The sequence below is a fragment of the Pseudomonas sp. MLB6B genome (assembly GCF_054508135.1).
In genome coordinates this window covers 4030515-4056069 of the sequence record NZ_CP199313.1, presented here as the reverse complement: position 1 = coordinate 4056069, position 25555 = coordinate 4030515, and the positions used below count along the sequence as shown (strand labels likewise).

Genomic DNA, 25555 nt, shown 5'->3' with positions numbered 1-25555 from the left:
CCTGCTGGCCCTGGCAGCCTGGTCGGCCTGCGCTGCCGATCTGATCGATTTCTGGGACGAGCCCCGCAAGGGCGGCAACAGCTTCAATCGCCTGCCCCCAGACCAAGCCTACTTCGACGCCCTGGCCGACTACGGCGCGACCTGGGTACGCCTGTCCTATGACAAATGGGCGCCGGCCAAGCAAGATTTCCTCCTGGGTGATGCCGACGACTACCAGGGGCTGGTCGAGGCAGACCTGGACCAACTGGTGCAGGTGCTCGACCGCGCTCATCGAGCCGGACTCAAGGTGGTCATCGCGCCTTTGTCACTGCCTGGCATGCGCTGGTCGCAGAACAACGGCGGCGCGTTCGACGACCGGCTTTGGCAGCAACGCCGCTATTGGTCACAGGCAGCGGCCTTCTGGCGTGATCTGGCCAGGGCGCTCCACGCCCATCCCGCCGTCGCCGCCTACAACCTGATCAACGAGCCGGCGCCGGAGAAAATGGCAGGTTTGCCCGAGCACGCCGATGCGGCGACCATGCGCCAGTGGTACGCCGCCCAACGGGGCGGTACGCGCGACCTGCCGGCGTTCTACCGGCAGGTGGTAGCGGCGGTCCGCGAGGTCGACGGCGCCACCCCGGTGATGCTCGACGCTGGTTGGTACGCCGCCGCCGACGCCTTCGGCTATTGGCCGGCGCCGTTGGAGGATGCGCGGGCGCTCTACAGCGTGCATATGTACGAACCGTACGCCGCGACCAGCGCGCCCAATCTGCTGCGCGCGCAACCCTACGCCTACCCGGGCGGGGCGCCGTTCGCCGGTCAGTGGCAGCGTTGGGACGCCAAGCGCGTGCGCGACTACCTCGAGCGGCCCCTCCATTGGGCCGATGCCGTGGGCGTGCCGCGCAACCGCCTGGTGGTCGGTGAGTTCGGCTGCATGCGGCGTCTGCCGGGGTGCGTGCAGTACCTGGAGGATGTACTCGACGTACTCGACGAGCACCGTTTGCACTGGGCGTTCTACAGCTTCCGAGAAGATGCCTGGGACGGCATGGACTACGAACTGGGCAAGGCCAAGGTGCCTTGGCGTTACTGGCAGGCGATGGAGCAGGGCAAGCCAGACCCGTTGCCGCGTCAGACCACCGAAGCCTTCGAGCCGATCCTGCGCCGGTTGCGCCAGTAGTATTTCGACACATTTTCCTGGCACGCACTGTCGAGCGCTTTCGGCCTGTGAGACAGTGCGGGGCATTGCACTGTCAGGAGATAACGATAATGAACTCCCTTTGGCGCAACAGCGGCTGGGTGCTACTCGGCGCCGCGCTGATCCTTGCCTTGTCGCTCGGCGTACGTCACGGCTTCGGCCTGTTCCTGGCGCCGATGAGCGCGGACTTCGGCTGGGGCAGGGGCGTGTTCGCTCTGGCCATCGCCTTGCAAAACCTCGTGTGGGGCTTGGCACAGCCCTTCGCTGGCGCCTTGGCCGACCGGCTCGGCGCCGCGCGTGTGGTGGTGGTCGGCGGTGTGCTGTATTGCATGGGGTTGATGCTGATGGCCCTGGCCGACTCACCCTGGTCGTTGTCGCTCAGTGCCGGGCTGTTGATCGGCATCGGCCTGTCCGGTACCTCGTTCTCGGTGATTCTGGGCGTGGTCGGCCGCGCGGTGCCGGTCGAGCAGCGCAGCATGGCCATGGGTATCGCCAGTGCGGCGGGTTCGTTCGGCCAGTTCGTCATGCTGCCAGGCACCTTGGGCATGATTCAGTGGTTGGGCTGGTCGGCCGCGCTGCTCACGCTCGGCCTGTTGGTGGCTTTGATCGTGCCCTTGGTGGGCATGCTGCGTGATCGACCGCTGCCCCACACTGGCGTGGAGCAGACCCTGGGCCAGGCGCTGCGCGAGGCCTGTTCGCATTCGGGGTTCTGGTTATTGGGGCTGGGCTTTTTCGTCTGCGGGTTCCAGGTGGTGTTCATTGGCGTGCACCTGCCTTCCTACCTGGTCGACCAGCACTTGTCGGCCTCCGTCGGGACCACGGTGCTTGCCCTGGTGGGGCTGTTCAACATCGTCGGCACCTACAGCGCCGGCTGGCTGGGCGGGCGCATGTCCAAGCCGCGCCTGCTGACGGCGCTGTACCTGTTGCGCGCAGGCGTCATCGGGCTATTCCTGTGGGCACCGGTCAGCGAGTTCAGCGCCTACGCGTTCGGTATCGCCATGGGTCTGCTGTGGCTGTCCACCGTGCCGCTGACCAACGGTACGGTCGCCACGCTGTTCGGTGTGCGCAACCTGTCGATGCTCGGCGGCATCGTATTCCTGTTGCATCAATTGGGCGCATTCCTGGGGGGCTGGTTGGGCGGCATGGTGTATGACAGCACCGGCAGTTACGACCTGGTCTGGCAACTGTCGATCCTGCTCAGCCTGTTGGCCGCAGCACTGAACTGGCCGGTGCGCGAGCAGCCGGTGGTACGGTTGCAGGTGGCGTCGTGAGGCCTGTCTGGGCAGTGGGCGTCGTTGTGGGCGTAGTAGTGGTGCTGTTGCTGCTGGGGTGGTGGGGCTGGCGGCAAGGCGGGTTGGCGTTGATGCAACTGGGCATGGGGCAGTGTTGAGCGCTAATCTGCGCTTTTCGACCACTGGCTAGGACACACCCATGAAGCTGACGCGATGGATGGCAATACCGCTACTGACCTGGGCCGCCGCCGGTTCGACCTGGGCCGCCGAGTGTCCGGCCGTGCTGCAAGGCAGCTTGCCGGAGCTGCGCGGCAAGGGGCAAATCGACTTGTGCGAGCGCTATGCCGGCAAACCCCTAGTGGTGATCAATACGGCCAGTTACTGCGGCTTTGCTCCGCAGTTCGAGGGGCTGGAGGCCGTGTACCAGCAGTACCATGGACAGGGTCTGGAAATGCTGGGCGTTCCGTCGAACGATTTCAAGCAGGAAGACGCCGACAGCGCGCAAACGGCCAAGGTGTGCTACGCCAACTACGGCGTGACCTTCACCATGAGCAAGGAGCAACCCGTGCGCGGCGCCGACGCCATTCCCCTGTTCGCCGAGCTGGGCCGGCAAAGCGCGGCGCCCAAGTGGAATTTTTACAAGTACGTGGTGGACCGTAAGGGCCAGGTGGTCGAGCAGTTCTCCAGCCTGACCAAGCCCGACGACCCTGCCTTCAAAGCGGCCATCGAAAAGGCCATCGCTTCGAAACCCTGAGCGTGCGCAAGTCTTGGCCCGACGCCGTGTGCGGCGTTGGGTAGGGCATCAGTGCGGATGCACGGTCAGCGCTACCAGGCGCAGCACGAGGGGGCGCACGAACAGCACGCAGACGAAGGCCACCGGCATCGCCAGTCGGTAGGCCTTCAGGACGTTACCTAGGTACGCCTCATCGATGCCGGCAGTGGCTGCCGTGATCACGAAGCACATCAATAGGGCCATGATCGCCGACATATAGAGCGCGAACACATAGGGCGTAGCGGTCGGGCGCAGCTTGCGGCTGCGGGCAGGTTGGAATGCGTTCATGCAACCTCCTTGAAGTAGGGAAGCCGCAGGTTAGCCTTGGGTCGCAGGAGGCGAGTAGACCGCGGAGAATGAGTTCTCTATAAAGGAAAACTTACGAATGCAGGGAGGGAGCACTCGTGGACCTGCTCAATGCGATTCGCAGTTTCATCAAAGTGGTGGAAGCCGGCAGCCTTGCCGGCGGCGCGCGCAGCCTGGGCGTCAGCCCGGCGGCGGTGAGCCAGACGCTAGCGCGCCTGGAGCGGCACCTGCAAACGCGCTTGCTGTCTCGAACCACCCGCAGCATGGCCCTGACCGCGGCTGGGGCCCTGTACTACGAGCGGGTGCGGCATGTCGAGCGCGAGCTGGACTTGGCCGGCGAAGCGCTGAACACGCCTGACAGCGAGCCCCATGGACGGTTGTGCATCGCTTCCACCTCGGCGTTCGGCAGGCATGTGCTGGCACCCCTGATACCGGCCTTCAGCGAACGTTACCCGCGGCTTTCGATAGAGTTGCTGACGAATGATCGCAAAGTCGACCATGGTCGCGAAGGTGTCGATGTCAGTCTACGCATTGACGCACAACTCGACGGCCATTTGCTGGCGCGTCATGTGGTGCGCATTCCGTTCGTCTGTTGCGCATCACCCGGCTATTTGGCCACAGCCGGCTATCCCGCCACGCCCGAAGCACTGCGCGAGCATCGTTGCCTGGCGTTTCGCTATCCGGTCGACGGGCGCTTTCTGCGCTGGGGGTTCGTGCGCGACGGGCTACGGTTGGAAGCCGATTTCGACCCTGTGCTGATCAGCGACGACATCGATGCCTTGGCGCACATGGCCGTGCACGACGGCGGCATCGTGCGCCTGGCGGATTTCATCGCCCGGCCACACCTGGAGGCCGGACGCCTGGTCCCGCTGTTCGAGCCCAAGCAGCCCCACCAGCAGCAATCCGATCAAGCCTATGCGCAAACCGAACCGATGGATATCTACCTGTGCGTTGCCGACCGCAGCGCCATGACCCAGAAGGTCAGGCTGTTGCTGGAGTACCTGCAGCAGCACCTGGCCCCAAGATGGCCTATCCAGGCATGAAAAAGCCGCCCGAAGGCGGCTCGATGTTGCATTGAGCGTGAATCAGAAGCGGTAGGTGAGCGAAGCGCCCAAGCCGTGCGCGCTGTTCTCGTACTTGGCCTGGTATCTGCCCTTGGTGGCGCTGGCCTGGTTGACCTTGGTGTCTTCTTCCCACAGGTAGGAGTAAGCCACGTCGATGGTCATGTCGTCGGTTGGGCTGTAGCCGGCACCCAGGCTGAAGATCCGGCGGTCGCCGGTAGGGATGCGTGGCGAACGGTCGTGGTTGTTGGTCGGCGACTGGTCCACGGAGAAGCCGGTGCGCAGGGTCCACTGCTTGTTGACCTTGTAGGACGCACCGACGGCGTGGGCCCAGGTGTCGTGCCAGTTCTGATCTTCCTTGATGGTCTGGAAGGCCGAACCGGCCAGTGGCCTTGGCACGTCGTTGTCGACGGTGATGTCTTTCAGGCGGCTCCAGCGTGTCCAGGTGCTGCCGGCGTACAAGGTCCACTGGTCGTCCAGTTCGTGGGTGACCGACAGGTCGACCGACTCGGGCGTCTTTATGTTCAGCGAAGCGTCGAACTTGCTGCCGCTGTACGGACCTATAAGTGGTGTGCTGACCCGGGTCTTGCCTTCGAGCTTGTAGTCCACCATGGAGTGGTAGGTCAGACCGACACGGGTGCGGTCGGTGGCCTGGACCAGCAGGCCGACGTTGTAGCCTACGGCCGTATCGTCGCCTTTGATCTTCACTTCGCCGTCGTTACGCCCTGGGCTGGCGGGGTTGATCAGGTTCGAACCCAGCTCGCCACGGATACGGTTGAAGGTGGGGCCGATGCCGATCGAGACCTTGTCGTTGAAGGCGTAACTGACGGTAGGCTGGAAAGTGATGACTTCGACGTGGCTCTTCTTGCCCCAGTAGCGTGCGGCATCGTCGCTGCCGTAGTCGGTGACCAGGCCGAAGGGCACGTAGACGCCGAAGCCTACGCTCCAGTTGTCGTCCAGTGGTTTGACGTAGTAACCCATGGGCACACCCACAAACGGCACCATGTCCCCATCGGTTTCCCCACCGAGGTTGCTGCCGGGCCCAGAGATATCGGTTTTGGCGATGACCGCCGCGCCGCCGACGGTGACTTGCTGACGCTTGAGCCGCGACATGCCGGCAGGGTTGCCGTACACGGTACTGGCGTCATCGGCAGCGGAAGAACGACCCGCGAAACCCGTCCCCATGCCACTGACGCTTTGCTCGTTGAGCGCGAAGCCGGCGGCGAACAGCTGGGTCGATGCGAGGGCAACGGCCATGCTGAGGGAGGTTTTGAGCATTACTTTTTTCATTATTAGAAAACTCCTTGGGATCTCCGGGGCGAAACGCTACCAACAAAAACTACGCCGCGCTAGCTGTGTTATCGCGGCTAATCGTGCGTTTTTGTAGGACAATCCGACCAGAACCTTCCTTCTTTCTATGGGTTTGTAGGACGCTTCTTAAATAGCAGGCGAAAATGCGGGATTAACGCAGTTTTCCCAGGCATTTCGGAAATCGCGTAGCCGCCCATGCGGGCTAAAAATTTGTCGCCAAATGCGTGCCAAGCCCATGATGTCGTCTGCAGCCGGCAAAGCAGGGGTCTGTTGTTCGATCAATAGCCAGGCGATGGCGGTTGCATAGCGCAGATTGACCGTCAATTCCAAGTGCGGGCCGCCCAGAAAGGCATGCTGGCTGGCCAGTCCGCGAACCCGGCTGGCCATGTCCGGATCACGTGCGAGGAAGTGATCCCATAAAAGGTTGTGGCGGCTTTCGTCGATGCGGTAAAGGCCATGCCCGCGGCGATCGTGTAATGCCGCACCTAAGGACGACTGGCTGGCCGCCACGCCCAACAACAGCGCCTCGGCGCTGGCACAATGCCGATCGAGGTAGACCAGAGTGGGACGAATGACGTACTGGCTCAATTCCTTGGCAGCGATACCCATGGTGCCCTCGCAACGAGTAAGGGCCGACGGGCGCTGGAGCTTGGCAGCAGGGGAGGATCAGGCCCGTCGGAAGCGGCAAGCGCCACTCGAATTGAAGTGTAGTGTGAGAATCATGAGGTAAAGGGCTGTTTTTAAATCGATTACTGCCTGACTGCCCGGTCGATATGCCGGGTGGCGATTAGCCGGAAGGGTGTCAGGCAGTTATAGAAGGCTGGCATTCACGGGCTGAATGGCCAGGTATTCGCCAATCACGCGGTCAGCGATTGGCGAGTGCGGTCGATGACCGCCTGCAGCGGGGCAGCAGAGCTGTACTGCTCGACGTACAAGCGTTCGCTATGGCAAGCGATGCCGTTCTCGTCGACGAGGGTGAAGCTGAAGCTTTCCTTGCGTGGTGCCACGATCAGGCAAGTCAGCGGTGCGAAAGCCTGGGAAAGGGTCCCGAAGGCGGATTGGATATGATGAGTTGTCATTTTTTTGAGGTTCCTGCTCAAGACACGGGATTTGATCCGTGCACTATAGAAACGTTCCAGTGACGCCATTATTAAACGGCGAAAAACCTGGCTGGAACAAATAGCAGTCAGCAAGGCGCTGATAAGGGATGCGCTGGGCTGGCTGGTAGGTACTTGGGGAGGTGGGCAACGAGCCAGGGCGTAGGTTCAGGCCACTGGTGAAGATCCCGATCAATCATCAGGTGATTCGCGCTGCATCAGCGATAGGCTGTGAGGGAAATCATCGAGTGCGTCGGTCCTGGTTTCAGCGAGATGTCGAATATGAAGACAAGATCGCAAGGACGAGACGATTGGAATTGACGTTCTGCTTGGGTACTAACGAGACGCACCTTATCCCAATGGGAATCGACACGCAAGCATTATTTACTACCCATCGAACTAGCCGGCCATTATGCCCGTAAACCCACAGACTGACCAGCCATCCGCAACCCGCCAAGCCTTGGGCGGCCCGCTGTTGCTGCATGAACATGCCCGCAGTGCAGCACTTGTACACACGTGCCCTCTTAAAGGTTTCCCACAGCTGTGCAGGCCATTGTCGATCGCCAATGCCTTGACTGCTTGCTTAAGTCAATGAAAAAAAACACTATTTTTGACTGGTGAAAAAATCGTCAGTTTGACTGGAGGCCCCATTCTACAAGGGTTTGCAGGCCGATGAGGGGGGTTGTCCACCGAGTTATCCACAGCTTCTGTGGATTGTCGGCGGCGCTTGCTCTAGCACGGGCACCTTGCCAAGGGTCGCCGACCCTGCACACATTGCGCGGCCCACTTTGCAGGACCCACGCTGGAAGTGAAACCGTCAAGAAATGATCATCAAATTTTTTCCAAACCTTCTCGAACGTACGCGCGCCATCGGTCGCAAAAAGGAGTAGAGTGGCGCGCTTTTCCAAAACGCTGTTGCTGTGCGCCCATGATGTTTCGCGAAAAATCCGTTTCCAGCGTCGCTCCCCAAGCGCTGCCAAGACCCAAGCGTCTGTCCCTGAAAGTGGCATTGTGGCTGCTCGACAGCCCCCATCTGGGTGACAAACCACCCATCAAGCACTTCGCCGGCCGACTGCTCAAGCAGCCTGCCCGCCAAGGGGTCGTGGTGGCGCAAAGCCGTCTAGGTCAACTGCTATGCCGCGACTGCGGCCACCCCCGCGACCGCCGTATCGGGCACGAGCTGCTGCGCCAGGCGGCGCGTGCCGGTGATGCACAGGCCCAGCAGGCCTACGCCCGGCTCAACCGAAACGGTTGAAGCCAAGCGCGTGAAGGCCTGCACCCAGCCGAGCTGATAAGCTGGCGGCTTTTCTCTGGCAAGCATTGGGAGCCCTCATGGCCGTGGACCTTACCAGCATTCTGCTGGGCTTCATCGTGGCCGCCGTGCCCTGCCTGGGTTGGGCGCTGCAAATCCAGAGGCGGCTCGCCACAGCCCAGACCGACAAAGCCATGGCCGAAGAGCGCCTGGGCAGCGCGCAGCTGGCCCAGGAAGGGTTGCAGGCCCAATTGGACGCCACCCGCGACGAAATCAGCGATCTTAGCGAAGCCAACGCACTCAAGCAGGCCAACCTGGCCGCCCAGCAGCGCGAAGTCGAACTGCTGCAGATCGAACGGGACAACGCCCGTGACGCCGCCCATGCCTGGCACTTGGAGCGCAGTAACCGCGAAACTGAACTGCGCCGCCTGGAAGCCCAGGCCGCACGTTTGGAAGCCGAACTGCGCGAACAGCAGGAAAACCATCAGCAGCGCCTCGAAGACCTCCAGCAGGCCCGCGACACCTTGCGTGCGCAGTTCGCCGAAATGGCCACCAGGATTTTCGACGAGCGCGAGCAGCGCTTCGCCCAGACCAGCCAGCAGCACCTGGGCCAGTTGCTCGACCCGCTCAAGGAGCGTATCCAGGCGTTCGAAAAGCGTGTGGAGGAAAGCTACCAGCAAGAAGCCCGCGAACGTTTTTCCCTGGGCAAGGAGCTGGAGCGCCTGCAACAGCTCAACCAGCGTCTGTCGGACGAAGCCACCAACCTTACCCAGGCCCTCAAGGGCCAGAAGACCCAGGGCAACTGGGGCGAGTTGATCCTGGAGCGTGTGCTGGAACACGCAGGTCTGGAAAAGGGCCGCGAATACCAGACCCAGGTCAGCCTCAAGAGCGCCGACGGCGAGCGCTTCCAGCCCGACGTGCTGATCATGATGCCAGGCAACAAGCAGGTGATCGTCGACGCCAAGGTCAGCCTAACCGCCTACCAGCAGTACGTCAGCGAGTCGGACAACAGCCGCGGCCAGGCGGCGTTGAAGCAGCACGTGCAATCGTTGCGCAGCCATGTCAAAGGCCTTTCCGGCAAGGACTACAACCGCCTGGAAGGGCTGCACAGCCTCGACTTCGTGCTGCTCTTCGTACCCATCGAGGCGGCTTTTTCGGCGGCCTTGCAGGCCGAACCGAACCTGTTCCAAGAAGCCTTCGACAAGCAGATCGTGATCGTCAGCCCCACCACACTGCTGGCCACGCTACGGGTGATCGACAGCCTGTGGAAACAGGAGCGCCAGAGCCAGAACGCCCGCGAGATCGCCGAGCGTGCCGGCTGGCTGTACGACAAGTTCGTGTTGTTCATCCAGGACCTGGACGAACTCGGCAATCGCCTGCAACAGGTCGATAAAGCCTACGCGGCGGCGCGCAACAAACTGTGCGAAGGGCGCGGCAACCTGATCAGCCGCAGCGAGCAGCTCAAGCTGCTCGGCGCGCGCGCCAGCAAGAGCCTGCCGGCCGACCTGCTGGAGCGCGCCTTGACCCAGGAGGTCAGTGCACCAGGCTCAGATGACGGTTGAGCAAGGCACGCAACGCGGCGGGTTTGACCGGTTTGGAGAGAAAATCCAGGCCCGCGGCATGCACTTGGGCGATGGTTTCGCTGCGCCCGTCGGCACTGATCACCACCCCTGGCACTGGCTCGCCGAGCCGCGTGCGTAACCAGGCCATCAACTGCGTGCCGGTATCGCCCTCGTCCAAGTGGTAGTCCACCAAGGCCAGGTGCGGACGCACGCCGCTCTCCAGCAGCGCCTGGCACTGGGCGCGGTTGCTGGCGGTCCACACCTGGCAGCCCCAGCGCCCCAGCAGGCTGGTCATGCCCACCAGGATGCTGTCTTCGTTGTCCACGCACAGCACCTGCAAGCCTGCCAACGGCTGACCCGCCTGCTCCGGCATGGGGGCGGCGACAGCGGCAGGCGCGCGGGAGATCGGCACGCCGACGCGGAACACGCTGCCTTTGCCAGGCCACGAACGCACCTGCAAGGGGTGGCCGAGCACCCGGCATAGCCCGTCGGCGATCGCCAGGCCCAGGCCCAGGCCCTTCTCGGCACGGGTCTGGTGGCTGTCCAGGCGTTTGAATTCCTCGAAGATCACCTGCAGCTTGTCGTCGGCAATGCCAGGACCGCGGTCCCACACTTCGAGCCACAACAGCTCGCCCTCGCGCCGCGTGCCCAGCAGAATCGGCCCTCGACCATAGCGCAGGGCATTGGTCAGGAAGTTCTGCAGCACCCTACGCAGCAGCTTGATGTCGCTGGCCACCCGCAGGCGGCTGCCGCGCAGGCGGAACGCCAGCTGTTTCTCTGCCGCCAGCACTTTGAACTCGGCGCCCAGGGTGTCGAACAGCTCGCCCAGGGCGAACGGCTTCACGTCGGGGGTGATCTTGCGGTTTTCCAGGCGCGAGATGTCCAGCAGGTCGCTGATCAGTTCCTCGGCCGAGCGTAGCGAACTGTCCAGGTGCCGCACCAGTTGCCGGGCATCGTCGGTCAGGCCGTCGTCCTGCTGCGACAAGGCGGCGGAAAACAGCCGCGCGGCGTTGAGCGGCTGCATCAGATCGTGGCTGACCGCTGCCAGGAAGCGCGTCTTCGATTGGCTGACCGCTTCGGCATGGCTCTTGGCCTCGGACAAGGCCTGGTTCAGTTGCGACAGCTCGTGGGTACGCTCGGCGACCCGTTGTTCGAGGCTTTCGTTGGCATCCTTGAGCGCCTGCTCGGCGTCGCGGAACGGCGTGATGTCGGTGAAGCTCATGACGAAGCCGCCGCCGGGCATGGGGTTGCCTATCAGCTCGATCACCCGGCCGTTGGGGAACAGCCGCTCGGAGGTGTGCGCCCGGCCCTGACGCATCCAGTGCAGGCGCCGCGCCACGTGCACTTGGGCCTCGCCCGGCCCGCACAGGCCGCGTTCGGCGTTGTAGCGGATGATGTCGGCGATCGGCCGGCCCACGCCGATCAAGCCGTCGGGATAGTCGAACAACTCCAGGTAGCGGCGGTTCCAGGCCACCAGGTGCAGGTTCTGGTCGACCACGCTGATGCCCTGGTTGATGTTCTCGATCGCCCCTTGCAGCAGCGCGCGGTTGAACTGCAACACTTCCGAGGCTTCGTCGGCGATGCGCACCACGTCTTCGAGCTGCATGTCGCGACCTTCGATGGCAGCCTTGACCACGGCGCGGGTCGAAGAGGTGCCGAGCACCCCGGCCAGCAAGCGCTCGGTGTGCTCGATCCAGTCACCGTCGGCGTTCTGGCTGGGGTTGAAGCTCTTGCCCTGCAAGGCGGCGAAACGCACGAAGCTCTGCCGCGCGCGTTCCTCGCCGACGAAGCGCGCCGCCAGGTTGAGCAGGTCGTCGATTTGCACCGCCAGCAGCGAGCGGTGGCCGGGGCGTGCGCTGCTCTGCTGGCCGATGAAACGCCCGGCCTGCCAGTGCTCCGACACGCGCGTGCGCGACAGCACCGAGACCCAGGCGAACAGGGTGAAGTTGCCGGCCAGCGACAGCACCACGCCTTGTGTCAACGGGCTGATCGGTAGATTCAGCGGATTGCCGTGCAGCCATTCCAGCCCTGGGAACAGCGCCAGCGACCAGCCCAGGCTATGGGCGGTGATCGGCAGCACCAAGGTGTAGAACCAGAGAAAGGTACCGGCGGCCAGACCGGCGAACACGCCGCGGCGGTTGGCCTGCTTCCAGTACAGCGCGCCGAGCATGGCCGGGGCCAACTGGGTGACGGCGGCGAAGGCGATCTGGCCGATGGTCGCCAGGCTAGCCGTGGAGCCCAGCAGGCGATAGCTGACATAGGCCAGCAGCAGGATCACCACGATGGTCACGCGGCGCACCGAGAGCATCCAGTGGCGGAACACCTCGAACGGGCGCTCGGCGTTGTTGCGGCGCAATAACCAGGGCAGCAGCATGTCGTTGGAGACCATGGTCGACAGCGCCACGGCCTCGACGATGACCATGCCGGTGGCCGCCGAAGCCCCGCCGATGAAGGCCAGCAGGGCCAGGCTCGGGTGCGCCTCGGCCAGCGGCAGGCTGATCACGAACGAGTCGGACATCACCGTACCGGGCAACAGCATCTGCCCGGCCAGGGCGATGGGCACCACGAACAGCGCGGCCAGCGCCAGGTACAGCGGGAACACCCAGCGCGCCATGCGCACATCCTGCGGGTCGATGTTCTCCACCACGGTGACGTGGAACTGCCGCGGCAGACAGATGATCGCCATCATCGCCACGCAGGTCTGCACCACCATCGACGGCCAATTGATGGTTTCCTGCCAGTAGTGCTCCAAGTGCAGCGACTGGCGCGCCTGGCCGAGCAGGTCATCGAAACCGTCGTACAGGTTGAACACCACGAACACGCCGACCGCAAGAAACGCCAGCAGCTTGACCAGCGATTCGAAGGCGATGGCCAGGACCATGCCGCGGTGGTGCTCGGTGACGTCCAGGCTGCGCGTGCCGAAAACGATGGCGAACAGCGCCAGTACCAGCGACACCACCATCGCGGTGTCCTGCACCCGCGTGCCGGTGGCATCGGCACTGGCGCCGATCAGCAGGTTGACGCCGAGCACGATGCCCTTGAGCTGCAAGGCGATGTAGGGCAGCACGCCGACCAGGCAGATCAGCGCCACCACCACGGCCAGGCTCTGCGACTTGCCGTAGCGGGCGGCGATGAAGTCGGCGATGGAGGTGATGTTTTCCTGTTTGCTGATCAGCACCATCTTCTGCACCACCCAGGGGGCGCCGATCAGCAACAGGATCGGCCCCAGGTAGATCGGCAGGAACGCCCACAGCTGCTCGGCGGCTTGGCCGACGGCGCCGAAGAAGGTCCAGCTGGTGCAATACACCGCCAGCGACAGGCTGTAGACCCAGGCGCGCAGGCGTGGGGGCAGGGGCGTGCTGCGCCGGTCGCCGTAAAAGGCGATGGCGAACATGATGGCCATGTAGGCGAGGGCGACGACGGCGATCAGCCCGCTGGACAACGACATGAAAACTCCGCAGGGCAGTGGAACGGTCGGGTCAGAAGGCGCGAGTCTGGCACGTCGGGGGTATGCGCGTCAGGTTCGACGAAGGTCGGTAGGAAACGGCCGGCTCGGTATTTCCGGAAGGGGGGCGCCGTCACCGAAAGCACAATGACCGACCTGTGGGAGCGGCTTAAGCCGCGATGGGCTGCGCAGCAGCCCTGATACAGGCGATAGGGTGATGCCGGGTAGAGGGCGTAGTGCCCATTGGGCCGGCGTTGCCGGCCATCGCGGCTGAAGCCGCTCCTACAGGGCAGGGCCTTTCCACAGGGTTAGGGTCACCCCACAGGGTAAGGGCCCCCACAGGTTAAGGCTCTCCACAGGTCCGGGCATTGTCAGGGGCACAGGCATTGATGGTGACGGCGTTTGTTACGTAAGGCGCAAGACACTGTTGCATCTAAGACTAAGGTCGTCTGGTTGGCTTTACCGCTGCGCCTAAAGTTGACATGGGTATTCCCTAATCTGTGCTGCTAGGACAAAAACAATGAACGACAGCATTTATCTATCGATACAGAACAGTCCGCGTTTCAAGGAGCTGGTGCGCAAGCGCGAGCGTTTCGCCTGGATCCTGTCGGGCATCATGCTCGGGCTGTATTCGGCCTTCATCCTGCTCATCGCCTATGGCCCGCAGTTGCTCGGCGCCAAACTCAGCCCCGGCTCCTCGACGACTTGGGGAATCCCGCTGGGCGTCGGGTTGATCGTCGCCGCCTTCATCCTCACGGCCATCTACGTTCGCCGTGCCAACGGCGAATTCGACGAGTTGAACCAAGCCGTGCTCAGGGAGGTGCAGCCATGATGCGCCTTTCCACCTCGCTGCTGGCCCTGGCCGGCACCACCCTGGCTCCGCTCGCCTTCGCCGCCGACGCCCTGACCGGCGAAGTGCACAAGCAGCCGCTGAACGTCTCGGCCATCGCCATGTTCCTGGCCTTCGTGCTGTTCACCCTGGGGATCACCTACTGGGCCTCGAAGCGCAACCGCTCCGCCGCCGACTACTACGCCGCAGGTGGGCGCATCACGGGCTTCCAGAACGGCCTGGCGATCGCCGGTGACTTCATGTCGGCCGCCTCCTTCCTGGGGATTTCCGCGCTGGTGTACACCTCCGGCTACGACGGCCTGATCTACTCCATCGGCTTCCTGGTCGGCTGGCCGATCATTCTCTTCCTGATCGCCGAACGCCTGCGCAACCTGGGCAAATACACCTTCGCCGACGTGGCCTCCTACCGCCTGGGGCAGAAGCAGATCCGCACCCTGTCGGCCTCCGGCTCGCTGGTGGTGGTGGCCTTCTACCTGATCGCGCAGATGGTAGGCGCCGGCAAGCTGATCCAGCTGCTGTTCGGCCTGGACTACCACGTTGCGGTGATCCTGGTCGGCATCCTCATGTGCCTGTACGTATTGTTCGGCGGCATGCTGGCCACCACCTGGGTGCAGATCATCAAGGCCGTGCTGCTGCTCTCGGGCGCAAGCTTCATGGCGCTGATGGTGATGAAGCATGTGGGCTTCGACTTCAACACGCTGTTCTCCGAAGCGATCAAGGTCCACGCCAAAGGCGAAGCGATCATGAGCCCGGGCGGCCTGGTCAAGGACCCGATCTCGGCCTTCTCCCTGGGCTTGGCGCTGATGTTCGGCACCGCCGGCCTGCCGCACATCCTGATGCGCTTCTTCACCGTGTCCGACGCCAAGGAAGCGCGCAAGAGCGTGCTGTACGCCACCGGCTTCATCGGCTACTTCTACATCCTGACCTTCATCATCGGTTTCGGCGCGATTCTGCTGGTGAGCACCAACCCGGCCTTCAAGGACGCCGCAGGCGCTTTGCTCGGCGGCAACAACATGGCGGCGGTGCACCTGGCCGATGCCGTGGGCGGCAGCATCTTCCTGGGCTTCATCTCGGCGGTGGCGTTCGCCACCATCCTCGCCGTAGTGGCCGGCCTGACCCTGGCCGGTGCTTCGGCGGTGTCCCACGACCTGTACGCCAGCGTCTGGCGCAAGGGCAAGGTCAACGACAAGGATGAAATCCGCGTCTCGAAGATCACGACCGTGGCGTTGGGCATCCTGGCCATCGGCCTGGGTATCCTGTTCGAGAACCAGAACATCGCCTTCATGGTGGGCCTGGCCTTCTCCATCGCCGCCAGCTGCAACTTCCCGGTGCTGCTGCTTTCGATGTACTGGCAGAAGCTGACCACACGCGGGGCCATGATCGGCGGCTGGCTGGGGCTGATCAGCGCCGTGGGCCTGATGGTGTTGGGCCCGACCATCTGGGTGCAGATCCTGGGGCATGAGAAGGCCATCTATCCGTACGAGTACCCGGCGCTGTTCTCCATGGTCATCGCCTTCGTCGGCATCTGGTTCTTCTCGATCACCGACAAGTCCGCGGCGGCGGAAAAGGAACGTGCGCTGTTCTTCCCGCAGTTCGTACGCTCACAGACCGGCCTTGGCGCCAGTGGCGCGGTGTCTCACTGACCGGCATTGACCCTGCGTAATGCTCGACGCCCCGCTCGCGGGGCGTTTTTGCGTCCGGGGGGTGCCTAAGCGGCAGCCTTGGGAAATTTCCTCACGTCCTTGGGAAGGGTCTGGGTCCGTGCCTACAGCCTTTTACGAATAATCCTTGTGTCGACGGCATTCCGCCGGGCTGACGTTCTGCCTGCACTGTGCTTGCAGGCCCTTTCAAGGAGATTGAATTCGTGAAACGCATCCTTCTGGCCCTTCCCCTGGCCTTGCTCAGCGCCACCGCCGCGCTGGCGGCCGACCCCATCGAGAAGCAAGTGCAGGTCATCGCTACCGTTCCGACGGCGGCGTTCTATGTCGAACCGGTCGGTGGCGGCTGGATGAACGATCCGCAGGAGCTGCCGTGGAACTCGTTCCAAGGCGCGTTCGGCACTATCGACAAGCAATTGCAGGTCAAGAGCACCGTGGGCGACATTTCGGCCTATCTGGTCTCGCCCGCGATCATTTCCAGCGGTGCCAACGCCATCGGCCTGGAGGTCAAGGTCGCTGGCAAGGCGCTGACCACCACCGCCGCCACCGTGGTACCCGCCGCCCAAGCCAACGCCGGCGCGACGGTCGGCTTCCAGGTCGCAGCCGTAGCGCCGACCACCGGCAGCTTCGTGCCGGGCGATTACCAAGGCCTTGTCAGCATGGTGTTCGAAACCGCCGCGCCCTGAGCGCGCTCACTTTAAACCCCCTTCAATCCGTCACTGCCGGCCCTTGCGTCGCGTTCGTTCGCGGCGCAGGGGGCGGCACTGCCAACGGACAGCCAGATGGCCAGACTTTCTCTCTACCGTTCCCGGCGCGGCGCGCTGCGCGCCTGCCTGTGCCTTGGCGCTTGGCTGAGCCATAGCCCGGTCAGCGCCGGCGTACTCGGCGACCTGGTGCCGGCCCAAGGGCTGCCCAGCGGTTTCGAGGCGCATTTCTTCGAAGTGCCCCTGGCCGTCAGGGTCGATCTGGACGGTCGCTACCTGGGCGATGCCATGGTGGTGCTGTCGCGCGACGATCGCGTGCAACTGCTTGAATTCACCGACGTACGGGAGAGCCAGGAACCGCCTGCCGTACGCCGTCGCTGGCTGGAGCGCCTGAGCGCCGGCCGGCCCTTGGGCGACTGCCGCCAGGACTGCCCGGAAAAACTCAAAGCCATCCACTACAGCCTGGTCAACTCGCAGCTGTCCCTGCTTACCGAGAATGCCGAGCAGCAGGGCGATGCGCCGCGTTACCACGCCTTGCCCGAAGACGGCAGCTACGGCCTGCTGCTGCGCAACCAGCTCAACCTGGTCGACGGCGGCAACGGCACCACCGGCCGCTACGCGTTGCAGGGGCAGGGCAGCCTGGGCGACTGGAGCACCTTGGCCCAAGCGCAGGTGGACCGCGGCAGCGAGTACCGGCAAAGCACCCGCCATCGCCTCGACCAGCTGTACGCCGAGCGCGTCGTCGACGACCGCTTCTACCGCCTGGGCTACTTCACACCCGATGCCCAAGGCCTGACCCGCCAACCCAGGCTGTATGGCAACAGCCCGCAAACCACCCTGGGCGTCATGCTGGGCAGCAGCGACAGCCTGCTGATCGACGCCGGCCAGCCCAGCACCACACCGATCTACGTCACGCCCAACCGACCAGGCATCGTCGAGCTGTACCGCAATGGCGTGCTGATCAACAGCCAGTCCGTACAGCCGGGCCTGCAAACCCTCTACACCCGCGTGCTGCCGCCCGGCATCTACGAGATCGAAGTGCGCCTGATCGAAGACGGTCAGGAAACCTCGCGCACCCAGGAATTCGTCTACAAGCCCAGCACCTGGCGCAACCTCGACAGCCGTTGGCGCTACAACCTGTACCTGGGGCAGCGCTCCACGCTGCTGAGCAACTGGGACGACGACCAGGACGCGCGCCTGAGCGCCGGCGTGCTGACCAACTACCTGCTGCACCCCACCGCAGTACTGGGCCTGTCCGCGCAGCAGGTCGACCAGTCCCAGCAGTACGGCACCTCGCTCGACTGGGATATCCGCGAGCGCTTGAAATTCTACGGCAGCCTGTACCAGACCTCCGGCCAAGGCAGCGGCTACGACCTGCAACTGATCCACGACCATGAGCTCGGCTCGCTGGTCGCCAGCTACAGCCGCAGCCGTGTGCTGACCGAACGGGGTCGCCGGGCATCGTCCTTCGAGCGAGGCGACGTGACCCAAGCCTCGCTGTCGTGGAACCAGCGCCTCAGCAACCGCAGCACCGCCACCTTGAGGCTGGCCCACAGCAGCGGCGCGTCGGCAGGGCTTGGCATCGATTTGGGCTGGGCGTTCTACGGCAAGCTGCTGGGTTCGGACGCCAACTGGCGCGTGTCGCTGTTCGACCGGCCCGGCACCCTGAGCACCGGCGACACCCGCGACCGTGGCGTCAACCTGAGCGTGAGCATGAGCCTGGGCGAGCCGGGCCGGCGCATCGGCGCCACATTGGGCAGTCGCACGTCGCGCGACGGCAGCCGCGACCAGAACGCCGCCTTGACCTACCAGCAGAAAGTCGAGCTGGGCGCCTTGCACACGGTATCCGGCACCGCCAGCTTCGACCGTTACGGCACGGGCCTGGCGGGCAACCTGCAGTTCCACAACCAGTACCTGTATGGCGATGCCTTCGCCCAGCGCTCGTCCTACAGCGGCCAGTTCAGCGGCGGCTTCAACCTGCAGAGTCTGGTGGCCGTGGGCGGCGGCGCGATGGCCTTGAGCGGGCAGATCATTCCCCAGGACGCCGGCTTGATCGTCGATGTCGACACCGACCTGCCGGACCTGGAGCTGCGCGCCTACGATACCCAAGGCCCGAGCACGCGGCTGCGCCACGGGCGCAACCTGGTGCCGGTGTCGGCCTACAAGGCCGGCAACGTGCAGTTCGACTTCACCGGCGACGACGACCCGGTGGCGGTGATCCAGCCGACCACCGTCGACTACCACCTCAACCGCGGCGCGGTGGGCTTCAAGCAGGTGCGCGTGCTGCGCACCGTGACCGTGCTCGGGCGCCTGGTGGACGCCCAGGGCCAGGGTCTGGCTGGCGTGTCGGTGATCAACCATGCCAGCCGCAGCATCAGCGAGGCGGACGGTTGGTTCACGGTACAGATGAGCCAGTCCGCCCCCTCGCTGGAGGTACGCCAGCGCGACCGCTCGCTGTGCCAACTGAACCTGGACCTCGAGCGCTACACCCGCGAACAGCAGACCGTGCTGGCCGGCGACCTCACCTGCGTACCCGGACCGCTGCTGTCGGCGCAGGGCGCGGTGGCGCCCGGCGACAGTTGACAGCGCCTGACCGGCACGGCGCTGCCGGCCAGGCCCAGCCCTTTGCGTGGAGCATTGCAATGCATGAACGACGACCCTTCGCCCGTTACCTGCCGGCCCTGTGCCTGCTGCTGTTGGCCGGCAGCGGCGCCGCGCAGGCCGCAGACATCACCTTCACCGCGCGCTACGTCGGTGGCACCGACCGCGAGTTCGAAAACACCACACCGCCCTCGGGTTGGTGCAACGGCCTGCCCGATTACTGCGATGGCCATACCACCGTCGGCTTGCCGATCACCTACAGCAAGGTCAGCGTGGCGTACGCCCCCGATGTGCGCGATCGCTTCTACATCAGCATGCCCGGCAACCGTAAGGTCACCGTGACCAACAACCGGGGCGAGAGCCACACCCTCGACCTGACCTTCGCCAGCGTCAGCCAGAACATGTGGAGCTATTCGAGCAGCCCGCCACCGACCATGGGTGGCGACCTGCGCGGTGGCTGTACCGCGCTGACCAGCAGTTGGGACGAAGACCCGGGCGATCCGAGCATCCCTCGCTATGGCTACTACGCCTGGTGGATCAGCAACCCCGCCACCCCCACGCCCTGTTATTCCGACTCTCCCGAGTCCGCGCCGGGCGATCGCTTCGAAAGCAACATCGATTCGTTCTCCGTGGGCTACAACCTGTACCTGCCCAACCCCAACCGCATGCGCCAGGGCTTCTACCGGGGCAGCGTGACGTACCTGATCGGGCCGGGCCTGGACATCGATCTGGGCAACAACGTCAAGAATCTCAATGCCAACAGCCTGACCGTGAACTTCGAGTTGAGCGTCGAGCATGCCTTGGACATCCGCTTTCCGCCGGGTTTCGAGCACGCCGTGCTGGAGCCGCCAGGCGGCTGGCAGGGATGGATGGCCGGGCGCGGCATACCCCCCAAGGTGCATCGGGACCTGCCGTTCTTCCTCTGGTCGACCGGCCCGTTCAGCGTGTTCAGGCGCTGTCAGCATCGGGCGGGCGATGCCTGCGCCATCCGTAACGCGCAAGGCCGGCAGGTGCCGGTTCTGGTGACGTTGAGCTTGCCGCGCGGGGCCAGCACGGGCAACGCGCCCGTCGACAGGGCGCCGATCCCTTTCGGCCCGGCCTCGCCTTTACGCATCGAACAGTCGACCTCGCTCAGTGACGAGCGCAGCCAACTGCATTTCGAAGTGGACCGCTCCGGGGTCGAGGAAATGGTGCGCGACCCCGGCAGCACCTATGAGGGTGAAGTGACCGTGGTGTTCGACGCAGATCTATGAATCGCCATCAGAAATTTCTCTTTTTCTTTGGGACTTTTCCGGCATCCATTCCGCCACACCTTCGCAACAATGCGCCGGTGATGTTCTTTCGCTATCAATGAGGAGGGCCCATGGCTCTGGGTAAGTGCTTGATGGGGTTGGCCGCGCTGGCACTGGCCTGGCCCGCGAACGCGGCGCCGGAACTCAATGTCGGCACGCTGTACGACTATTTGCAGCCGGGCTCCAGCACACTGCTCAAGCGCATCCGCAACGGCGGAGACACCACGGCCTTCGTCAAGGTCAGCGTGATCGAGTTGGTCTACGACGCCCAGGGCGAACCGCGCGAAGTCGACCTCGAAGGCGTGCCGTTGAGCGAGCGTGGCCTGATCGTCAGCCCGGCGCGGCTGATCGTGCCGGCTCGCGGCATGCAGGCGATGCGCGTGTTGTACCGTAGCGAACGTGACCGCGAGCGCTACTTCCGCTTGCGTTTCATTCCGGTGCTGCCCGAGCAGGGCGACGGTTTCGCCCTCAGCGAGGCCGAGGCCAAGGCTTACGGCGACACGCTCAAGGCCGGTGTGCAGCTGTTGGCCGGCTACGGCACGTTGCTGTTCGTGCGCCCCGAGCGCACCCGCTTCGACACGTCTGTGCAAATGCGCGCAGGGCGCTTGCACATCCTCAATCGCGGTAACGCGACGGTGGTGCTCGACCATGTGCGCCACTGTGCGCCCACAGGACTGGAATGTGCCACGCCGACCAAACTGCACCTGCTGCCTGGGCGCGAGCGCGAGCTGCCCGCCCAGCCTGGGCGCACCTACAAACTGCAATTGCAGGAAGGCGACAAGACCCAGGACTTGGCCTTCGACAGCTGAACCGCCGCAACCGGTAGTGGAGCATGGACATGTACAAAGCCCTGGTGGTCGACGACCACCCCTTCATTCGTGCCAGCGTCCGCCTGCAGCTCGGCCTTGAGCAGGTACAGGTGGTGGGCGAGGCCGACAACGGCGTGGACGCTCTGCACCTGATCAAACAGCACCGTCCCGACCTGGTGGTGCTCGACATCGCCATACCCGGCCTCGATGGCATGCAGGTGCTGCAACGCATCAGGGCGCTGGAGACACCGCCCAAGGTGCTGGTGCTCACCTCGCACCTGGCCGATACCTTTTCGCTGCGCTGCATGAAGGGCGGGGCGGTGGGCTTCGTGTGCAAGAGCGACGATCTGACCGAGCTGGGCAAGGCGGTGTTGGCTATCCGCTCGGGCTACACCTATTTCCCCGACGTGCTGTTCAGCTCGGTGCGCCGCCAGGACGTGCAGACCCCCGAGGCCCACTGCCTGGCCAACCTCAGCGACCGCGAGATGGTGATCCTGCAGTACCTGGCGCGGGGCTTGAGCAACAAACTGATCGGCGAACTGATGCTGCTGAGCAACAAGACCGTCAGTACCTATAAAGCGCGCCTGCTGCACAAGCTGGGCGTGAACACCCTGATCGACCTGGCCGACTTGGCCAGGCGTAACGGAATCGTGTGATCGACGCGAACCGTGGGTAGCCTGCTGCAAGGCGCGGGGCTGCTGCTCTGGCTGCTGTTGTACACACCCTTTGGCTGGGCCGAGGAGGCACGCCCGCCGCTGCTGGGCCGCTCGTCGCTGGGCCGCACGCTGGCCCATCCGGACGACGAGCAACTGCGCTGGCTGTGGGCGCGCCGCAACTTGCGCCTGGGGGTGCTGCACCCTGACCACCCACCCTACGACCTGATCGGCCCTGGTCAGGAATATGAAGGCATCACGGCCGACTACGCCGGGTTGCTAGGCGAGCTTCTGCAACTGCCCATCGAGGTGCAGGTCTTCCCCTCCATGGATCAGGCCGCCGCCGCCCTGCGCGAGGGGCGGGTGGATGTCTTGGGCGGTGTTGGCCAAGCCCAGGCCCAGCGGGCCGGCCTGCGCTTGTCGCTGGCCTACGCTCAGGACGTGCCACGGCTGGTGTTCGACGACGAGCGACGCATCGGTTGCGCCGGCGACGCCGCGCTGCGCCTTGCCCTGCGCAACGGCTACCGCCAGGCCGAGCAGGTCCGCGCCTATTACCCCAATGCCCAGCTCGTGCCTTATGCCTCGGCCCGCGAGGCCATGCTCGCGGTCGCCTTCGGCCAGGCCGATTCCTTTCTGGGCGGCGCGTTGGAGAGCCATTACCTGGTCGGTCGCGGCCCGGGCACCCGCCTGCGGGTCCGCGAATGCCCCGGCTGGAGCAGCCAGGCAGTGGGCTTCGCCACCCTGGCCACGCAACCAACGCTGGGCCGTTTGATCGACCAGGTGCTGAACGAAGTGCCGCCGGCTGAACACGCGCGCATTCTTCAGCGCTGGGTGCCCTTCATCGAACCGCTGCTGGAGCCTGCGCCCTTGCACCTGAGCGCGGCGGAAAAGCGCTGGCTGCAGCGTCACCCACGGCTGCGCGTATTGCTTGGCAAACAGATGCTGCCGCTCAGCTATCAAAGCGACGACGGCCAGTTCAAGGGTTTGAGCGTCGATGTGCTGCAACGCATCGAGCGCATGACCGGCTTGGAGTTCGAGCTGGCCGCTGGCGGTACGGTGGAGCAGATGGTCGGCGAAGTGCGCCAGGGGCGCGCCGATCTCATCGCCGCGCTGACACCGAGCCCAAGCCGTGAAGCTGCGCTGACCTTCAGCCGTGCCTACCTGACCACGGCCAGGGTGCTGGTGACGCCGCCCGGCGGCCCAGCCGTCAACGACCTGGCCGCCCTGCAAGGGCAGCGGGTGGCGGTGCTGGCCAGCGGTTGGCCGAATCAGCATTTGCGCGAGCAATACCCGACCATTCAACGCGTGCCCAGTCGTGGCCCGCTGGACGCCGTGCTCAAGGTGGTCAATGGTCGCGCGCAGGCGGCGATCGTGCCCTTGGCCAGCGCCCGTGCCTTGCAGGCAAGGCTTGCGCCTGGCAGTTTCAGGATCGTCGGCGGGTTGGCCCTGCCGCCGGCGCACGTCGCCCTGGCCACGGGTCGCGGCGAATCCGAGCTGATTTCGATCCTGAACAAGGCGCTGGCCAGCCTGGCGCCCCAGGAACTCGATGGCATGGCCTGGCGTTGGCAGGGCGAGCTGATCGTCAACGACCACTTTTGGCACCGCCACCGCCGCGAGGTGCTGCAAGGTGCCATGGCCGTCACCGTGCTGCTGGCCTTGGCACTGGTCTGGGTGCGCTATCTGCGGCGGCTGGTGCGCGTGCGCGAGCGGACCGAGCAGGCACTGGCCGACCAATTGCAGTTCATGCGCGTGATGATCGACGGTACGCCGCACCCGCTGTACGTGTGCGACCGCAACGGGCGCCTGTTGACCTGCAACAGCTGCTACCTGGAAACCCTGGGCGTCAGCCGCGAGGAGGTGGTCGGCCAGTTGCTCGGCTGCATGCCGCACCTGGCCTGGCAGCGGGGCTGGCGCGAGGTGCTGGGCAGCGGCAAGGTGCAAGTCGAAGACCGCCACGTGGTCCTGGCCGACGGGCGCATGCGTACCTTCTATCACTGGATGCTGCCGTGCCTGGGCGGCCACGCCGAGGCCAGCGTGATCGCCGGTTGGATCGACGTTACCGAGCGCCATCACCTGCAAGCCGAACTGCAGCGCGCCAAGGAGCAGGCCGAGCGCGCCAACCAGGCCAAGAGCCACTTTCTCGCGACCATGAGCCACGAGATCCGCACCCCGCTCAACGCTGTGCTGGGTACGCTGGAGCTGGCGTTGGGCAAGGCCGAGCAGGGCGTGCTCGACCGGCTGTCGATCGCCGTGGCCTGCGACGCGGCGCGCGGGCTGCTGGCCTTGATCGGTGACATCCTCGACATGACCCGCATCGAAGCCGGGCATCTGGAGCTCAGGTTGGAGCCGGTGCAACTGGCCCACGAGGCCGGGGCCGTGGTGCACCTGTTCCAGCAGCAGGCCCAGGGCAAGGGGCTGACGCTGTCGTTGGCCTTGGAGGGCGAGGTGGAGACCCCCGTGTTGCTCGACCCGGTGCGCTTCAAGCAGGTCCTTGCCAACCTGCTGAGCAACGCCATCAAGTTCACCCAGCAGGGCGAAGTGCGCGCCGCCTTGCGTCTAGTGCCCGAACAAGGTCGGCTGGGTTTGACCCTGACCGTCGAAGACACCGGTATCGGCATCGCCGAAGCCGATCTGGCGCGCTTGGGCGACCCGTTCTGGCAGGCCTGCCAGCACGACCGTGGCGCCCGCCGCGGAGCAGGCCTTGGGCTGTCGATCAGCCGTACCCTGTGTGACCTGATGGGCGCGAGCATGAACCTGACCAGCAAGCTGGGGCAGGGCACTCGTATCGCCCTGCACTTGCTGGTCGATCGAGCCAACGGTCCAGTTCTGCTCGAGGCCGAGCCTTCGCCCCTGGTCCGTCAGGAAGCACCACGGCGCCCTTTGCGGGTGCTGGTGGCCGACGACTACCCCGCCAACCGGCTGCTGCTGGCCAATCAGCTCGGCCACCTGGGCCACCGGGCCAGTCTGGCCGAGCAGGGCGCTCAAGCGCTGCGCCTGTGGATGAGCCAACCGTTCGACCTGCTCATCACCGATTGCCGCATGCCGGTGCTCGACGGTCATGGGCTGAGCCGAGCCATCCGCCTGCACGAGCGACGCCATGGCCTGCCGCGTTGCCGCATCCTCGGCCTCACCGCCAATGCCCTGGCCAGCGAGCGCAGACGCTGTCTGGCTTCGGGCATGGACGACTGTCTGTTCAAGCCGCTGAGCCTGGCCAGCTTGCGCCAGGCGCTGGAAGCGGTGCCAGAGAGGGTGGAAGGTGCCGAGCCTGGCGCAGAGGGTGACGAAGCTGTGGCGGATTTCTCCAACCTGGCTCGGCTGGCAGGCGGGCAACCGGGCGCCTTGAAAGGCTTGCTGGAGGACTTGCTGGAAAGCAACCGGCGCGATGCGGCGAGGTTGTGCGAGCTGGCCAGAGCCGGCGATCGGCATGGGCTCGCCGAACAGGCGCATCGCATCAAGGGTGGCGCGAGGATGGTCAAGGCGCAGCGACTGGTGCGCGTGTGCGAGCGCTTCGAACGAGCGTGCGAAGGACCGGGCGCGGTGCCGGCCGAGTCGAGCGAATGGGTGGAAGAACTGTGCGAAGCGGTGTCGGCCGTACAGACCGTGCTGGAAAAGGCGTTGGAAGAGGACGGGTCTACATCGTACCGCTTTGGCGGCAAACCTTTGCAAAACGATCCCGATTACGCCGACGTGTCTTGCGTGTCGTAAGACGCAGTAGGCGATCGGGGCCGTCTTGGCGTGAGGGGTGGGTGGTTTGGATGCTGACCACCCACCCCTTT

At 64.7% G+C, this 25555-nt stretch carries 19 protein-coding genes and 1 pseudogene; 15 read left to right on the top strand and 5 right to left on the bottom strand.

Going from position 1 to position 25555, the window contains the following annotated elements:
• Window positions 1-43: 43 nt before the first annotated feature.
• The 4 genes from ACSMEV_RS17895 (at window position 44) to ACSMEV_RS17880 (ending at window position 3160) form a co-directional block, all read left to right on the top strand.
• Window positions 44-1156 carry a glycoside hydrolase family 5 protein gene (locus tag ACSMEV_RS17895; RefSeq protein ID WP_459208380.1) on the top strand — a complete coding sequence of 371 codons (1113 nt, stop codon included), beginning with the start codon at window positions 44-46 and terminating at the stop codon, window positions 1154-1156.
• An 89-nt stretch (window positions 1157-1245) separates the two neighbouring features.
• Window positions 1246-2445, top strand: a complete 1200-nt coding sequence (locus tag ACSMEV_RS17890) for an MFS transporter (RefSeq protein WP_459206327.1) — start codon at window positions 1246-1248, stop codon at window positions 2443-2445.
• Window positions 2442-2564, top strand: a complete 123-nt coding sequence (locus ACSMEV_RS17885; RefSeq protein WP_459208393.1) for a hypothetical protein — start codon at window positions 2442-2444, stop codon at window positions 2562-2564. Before ACSMEV_RS17890 ends, ACSMEV_RS17885 begins: the two co-directional genes overlap by 4 nt.
• Window positions 2565-2605: 41 nt before the next feature.
• Entirely contained in the window at window positions 2606-3160 is a 555-nt protein-coding gene (locus ACSMEV_RS17880) for a glutathione peroxidase (RefSeq protein ID WP_459206326.1), read from the top strand.
• Window positions 3161-3208: 48 nt separating this feature from the next.
• Here the strand turns inward: ACSMEV_RS17880 and ACSMEV_RS17875 are convergent, their stop codons facing one another.
• Entirely contained in the window at window positions 3209-3466 is a 258-nt protein-coding gene (locus tag ACSMEV_RS17875) for a DUF2798 domain-containing protein (protein ID WP_296268872.1), read from the bottom strand.
• Between the two features lie 116 nt (window positions 3467-3582).
• Here ACSMEV_RS17875 and ACSMEV_RS17870 point away from each other — a divergent pair, with 116 nt between their 5' ends.
• Window positions 3583-4527 carry a LysR family transcriptional regulator gene (locus ACSMEV_RS17870; protein WP_459206325.1) on the top strand — a complete coding sequence of 315 codons (945 nt, stop codon included), beginning with the start codon at window positions 3583-3585 and terminating at the stop codon, window positions 4525-4527.
• A 42-nt stretch (window positions 4528-4569) separates the two neighbouring features.
• Here the strand turns inward: ACSMEV_RS17870 and ACSMEV_RS17865 are convergent, their stop codons facing one another.
• The 3 genes from ACSMEV_RS17865 to ACSMEV_RS17855 form a co-directional block, all read right to left on the bottom strand.
• Window positions 4570-5835 (bottom strand): OmpP1/FadL family transporter, encoded by a 1266-nt coding sequence (locus tag ACSMEV_RS17865; RefSeq protein WP_459206324.1) that lies wholly within the window; start codon window positions 5833-5835, stop codon window positions 4570-4572.
• Between the two features lie 147 nt (window positions 5836-5982).
• Entirely contained in the window at window positions 5983-6465 is a 483-nt protein-coding gene (locus tag ACSMEV_RS17860; RefSeq protein ID WP_459206323.1) for a hypothetical protein, read from the bottom strand.
• Between the two features lie 248 nt (window positions 6466-6713).
• Window positions 6714-6935: a hypothetical protein gene (locus ACSMEV_RS17855; protein ID WP_313739486.1), complete on the bottom strand. Its 222-nt coding sequence runs from the start codon at window positions 6933-6935 to the stop codon at window positions 6714-6716.
• Between the two features lie 946 nt (window positions 6936-7881).
• Here ACSMEV_RS17855 and ACSMEV_RS17850 point away from each other — a divergent pair.
• Both ACSMEV_RS17850 and ACSMEV_RS17845 read left to right on the top strand, forming a co-directional pair.
• Window positions 7882-8193, top strand: a pseudogene (locus ACSMEV_RS17850) (sel1 repeat family protein); the annotation flags it as partial.
• A gap of 206 nt (window positions 8194-8399) precedes the next feature.
• Complete coding sequence (locus ACSMEV_RS17845; RefSeq protein ID WP_459208379.1) at window positions 8400-9767, top strand: DNA recombination protein RmuC; 1368 nt, start codon at window positions 8400-8402, stop codon at window positions 9765-9767.
• On the opposite strand, the gene ACSMEV_RS17840 is transcribed toward ACSMEV_RS17845, so the two are convergent.
• Window positions 9739-13215 (bottom strand): hybrid sensor histidine kinase/response regulator, encoded by a 3477-nt coding sequence (locus ACSMEV_RS17840; protein ID WP_459206322.1) that lies wholly within the window; start codon window positions 13213-13215, stop codon window positions 9739-9741. The genes ACSMEV_RS17845 and ACSMEV_RS17840 overlap by 29 nt on opposite strands.
• A 517-nt stretch (window positions 13216-13732) precedes the next feature.
• Here ACSMEV_RS17840 and ACSMEV_RS17835 point away from each other — a divergent pair.
• The 8 genes from ACSMEV_RS17835 to ACSMEV_RS17800 all read left to right on the top strand — a co-directional run bounded on the left by ACSMEV_RS17835 (window position 13733) and on the right by ACSMEV_RS17800 (window position 25484).
• On the top strand, window positions 13733-14044 hold the full coding sequence (locus tag ACSMEV_RS17835; RefSeq protein ID WP_459206321.1) for a DUF485 domain-containing protein: 312 nt from the start codon (window positions 13733-13735) through the stop codon (window positions 14042-14044).
• On the top strand, window positions 14044-15705 hold the full coding sequence (locus tag ACSMEV_RS17830) for a cation acetate symporter (RefSeq protein WP_459208378.1): 1662 nt from the start codon (window positions 14044-14046) through the stop codon (window positions 15703-15705). The genes ACSMEV_RS17835 and ACSMEV_RS17830 overlap by 1 nt, the downstream gene beginning before the upstream one ends.
• A gap of 221 nt (window positions 15706-15926) precedes the next feature.
• Complete coding sequence (locus ACSMEV_RS17825; RefSeq protein WP_459206320.1) at window positions 15927-16406, top strand: CS1 type fimbrial major subunit; 480 nt, start codon at window positions 15927-15929, stop codon at window positions 16404-16406.
• 96 nt (window positions 16407-16502) lie between these two features.
• Window positions 16503-19007 (top strand): CS1-pili formation C-terminal domain-containing protein, encoded by a 2505-nt coding sequence (locus ACSMEV_RS17820; protein WP_459206319.1) that lies wholly within the window; start codon window positions 16503-16505, stop codon window positions 19005-19007.
• Window positions 19008-19066: 59 nt separating this feature from the next.
• Window positions 19067-20278 carry a hypothetical protein gene (locus ACSMEV_RS17815; RefSeq protein ID WP_459206318.1) on the top strand — a complete coding sequence of 404 codons (1212 nt, stop codon included), beginning with the start codon at window positions 19067-19069 and terminating at the stop codon, window positions 20276-20278.
• A 110-nt stretch (window positions 20279-20388) separates the two neighbouring features.
• A complete protein-coding gene (locus ACSMEV_RS17810; RefSeq protein ID WP_459206317.1) occupies window positions 20389-21126 on the top strand; it encodes a molecular chaperone in 738 nt (245 codons plus the stop codon).
• Window positions 21127-21155: 29 nt separating this feature from the next.
• Entirely contained in the window at window positions 21156-21782 is a 627-nt protein-coding gene (locus ACSMEV_RS17805) for a response regulator (protein ID WP_459206316.1), read from the top strand.
• 12 nt (window positions 21783-21794) lie between these two features.
• Window positions 21795-25484 carry a transporter substrate-binding domain-containing protein gene (locus ACSMEV_RS17800; RefSeq protein WP_459206315.1) on the top strand — a complete coding sequence of 1230 codons (3690 nt, stop codon included), beginning with the start codon at window positions 21795-21797 and terminating at the stop codon, window positions 25482-25484.
• The last annotated feature ends 71 nt before the right edge of the window (window positions 25485-25555 follow it).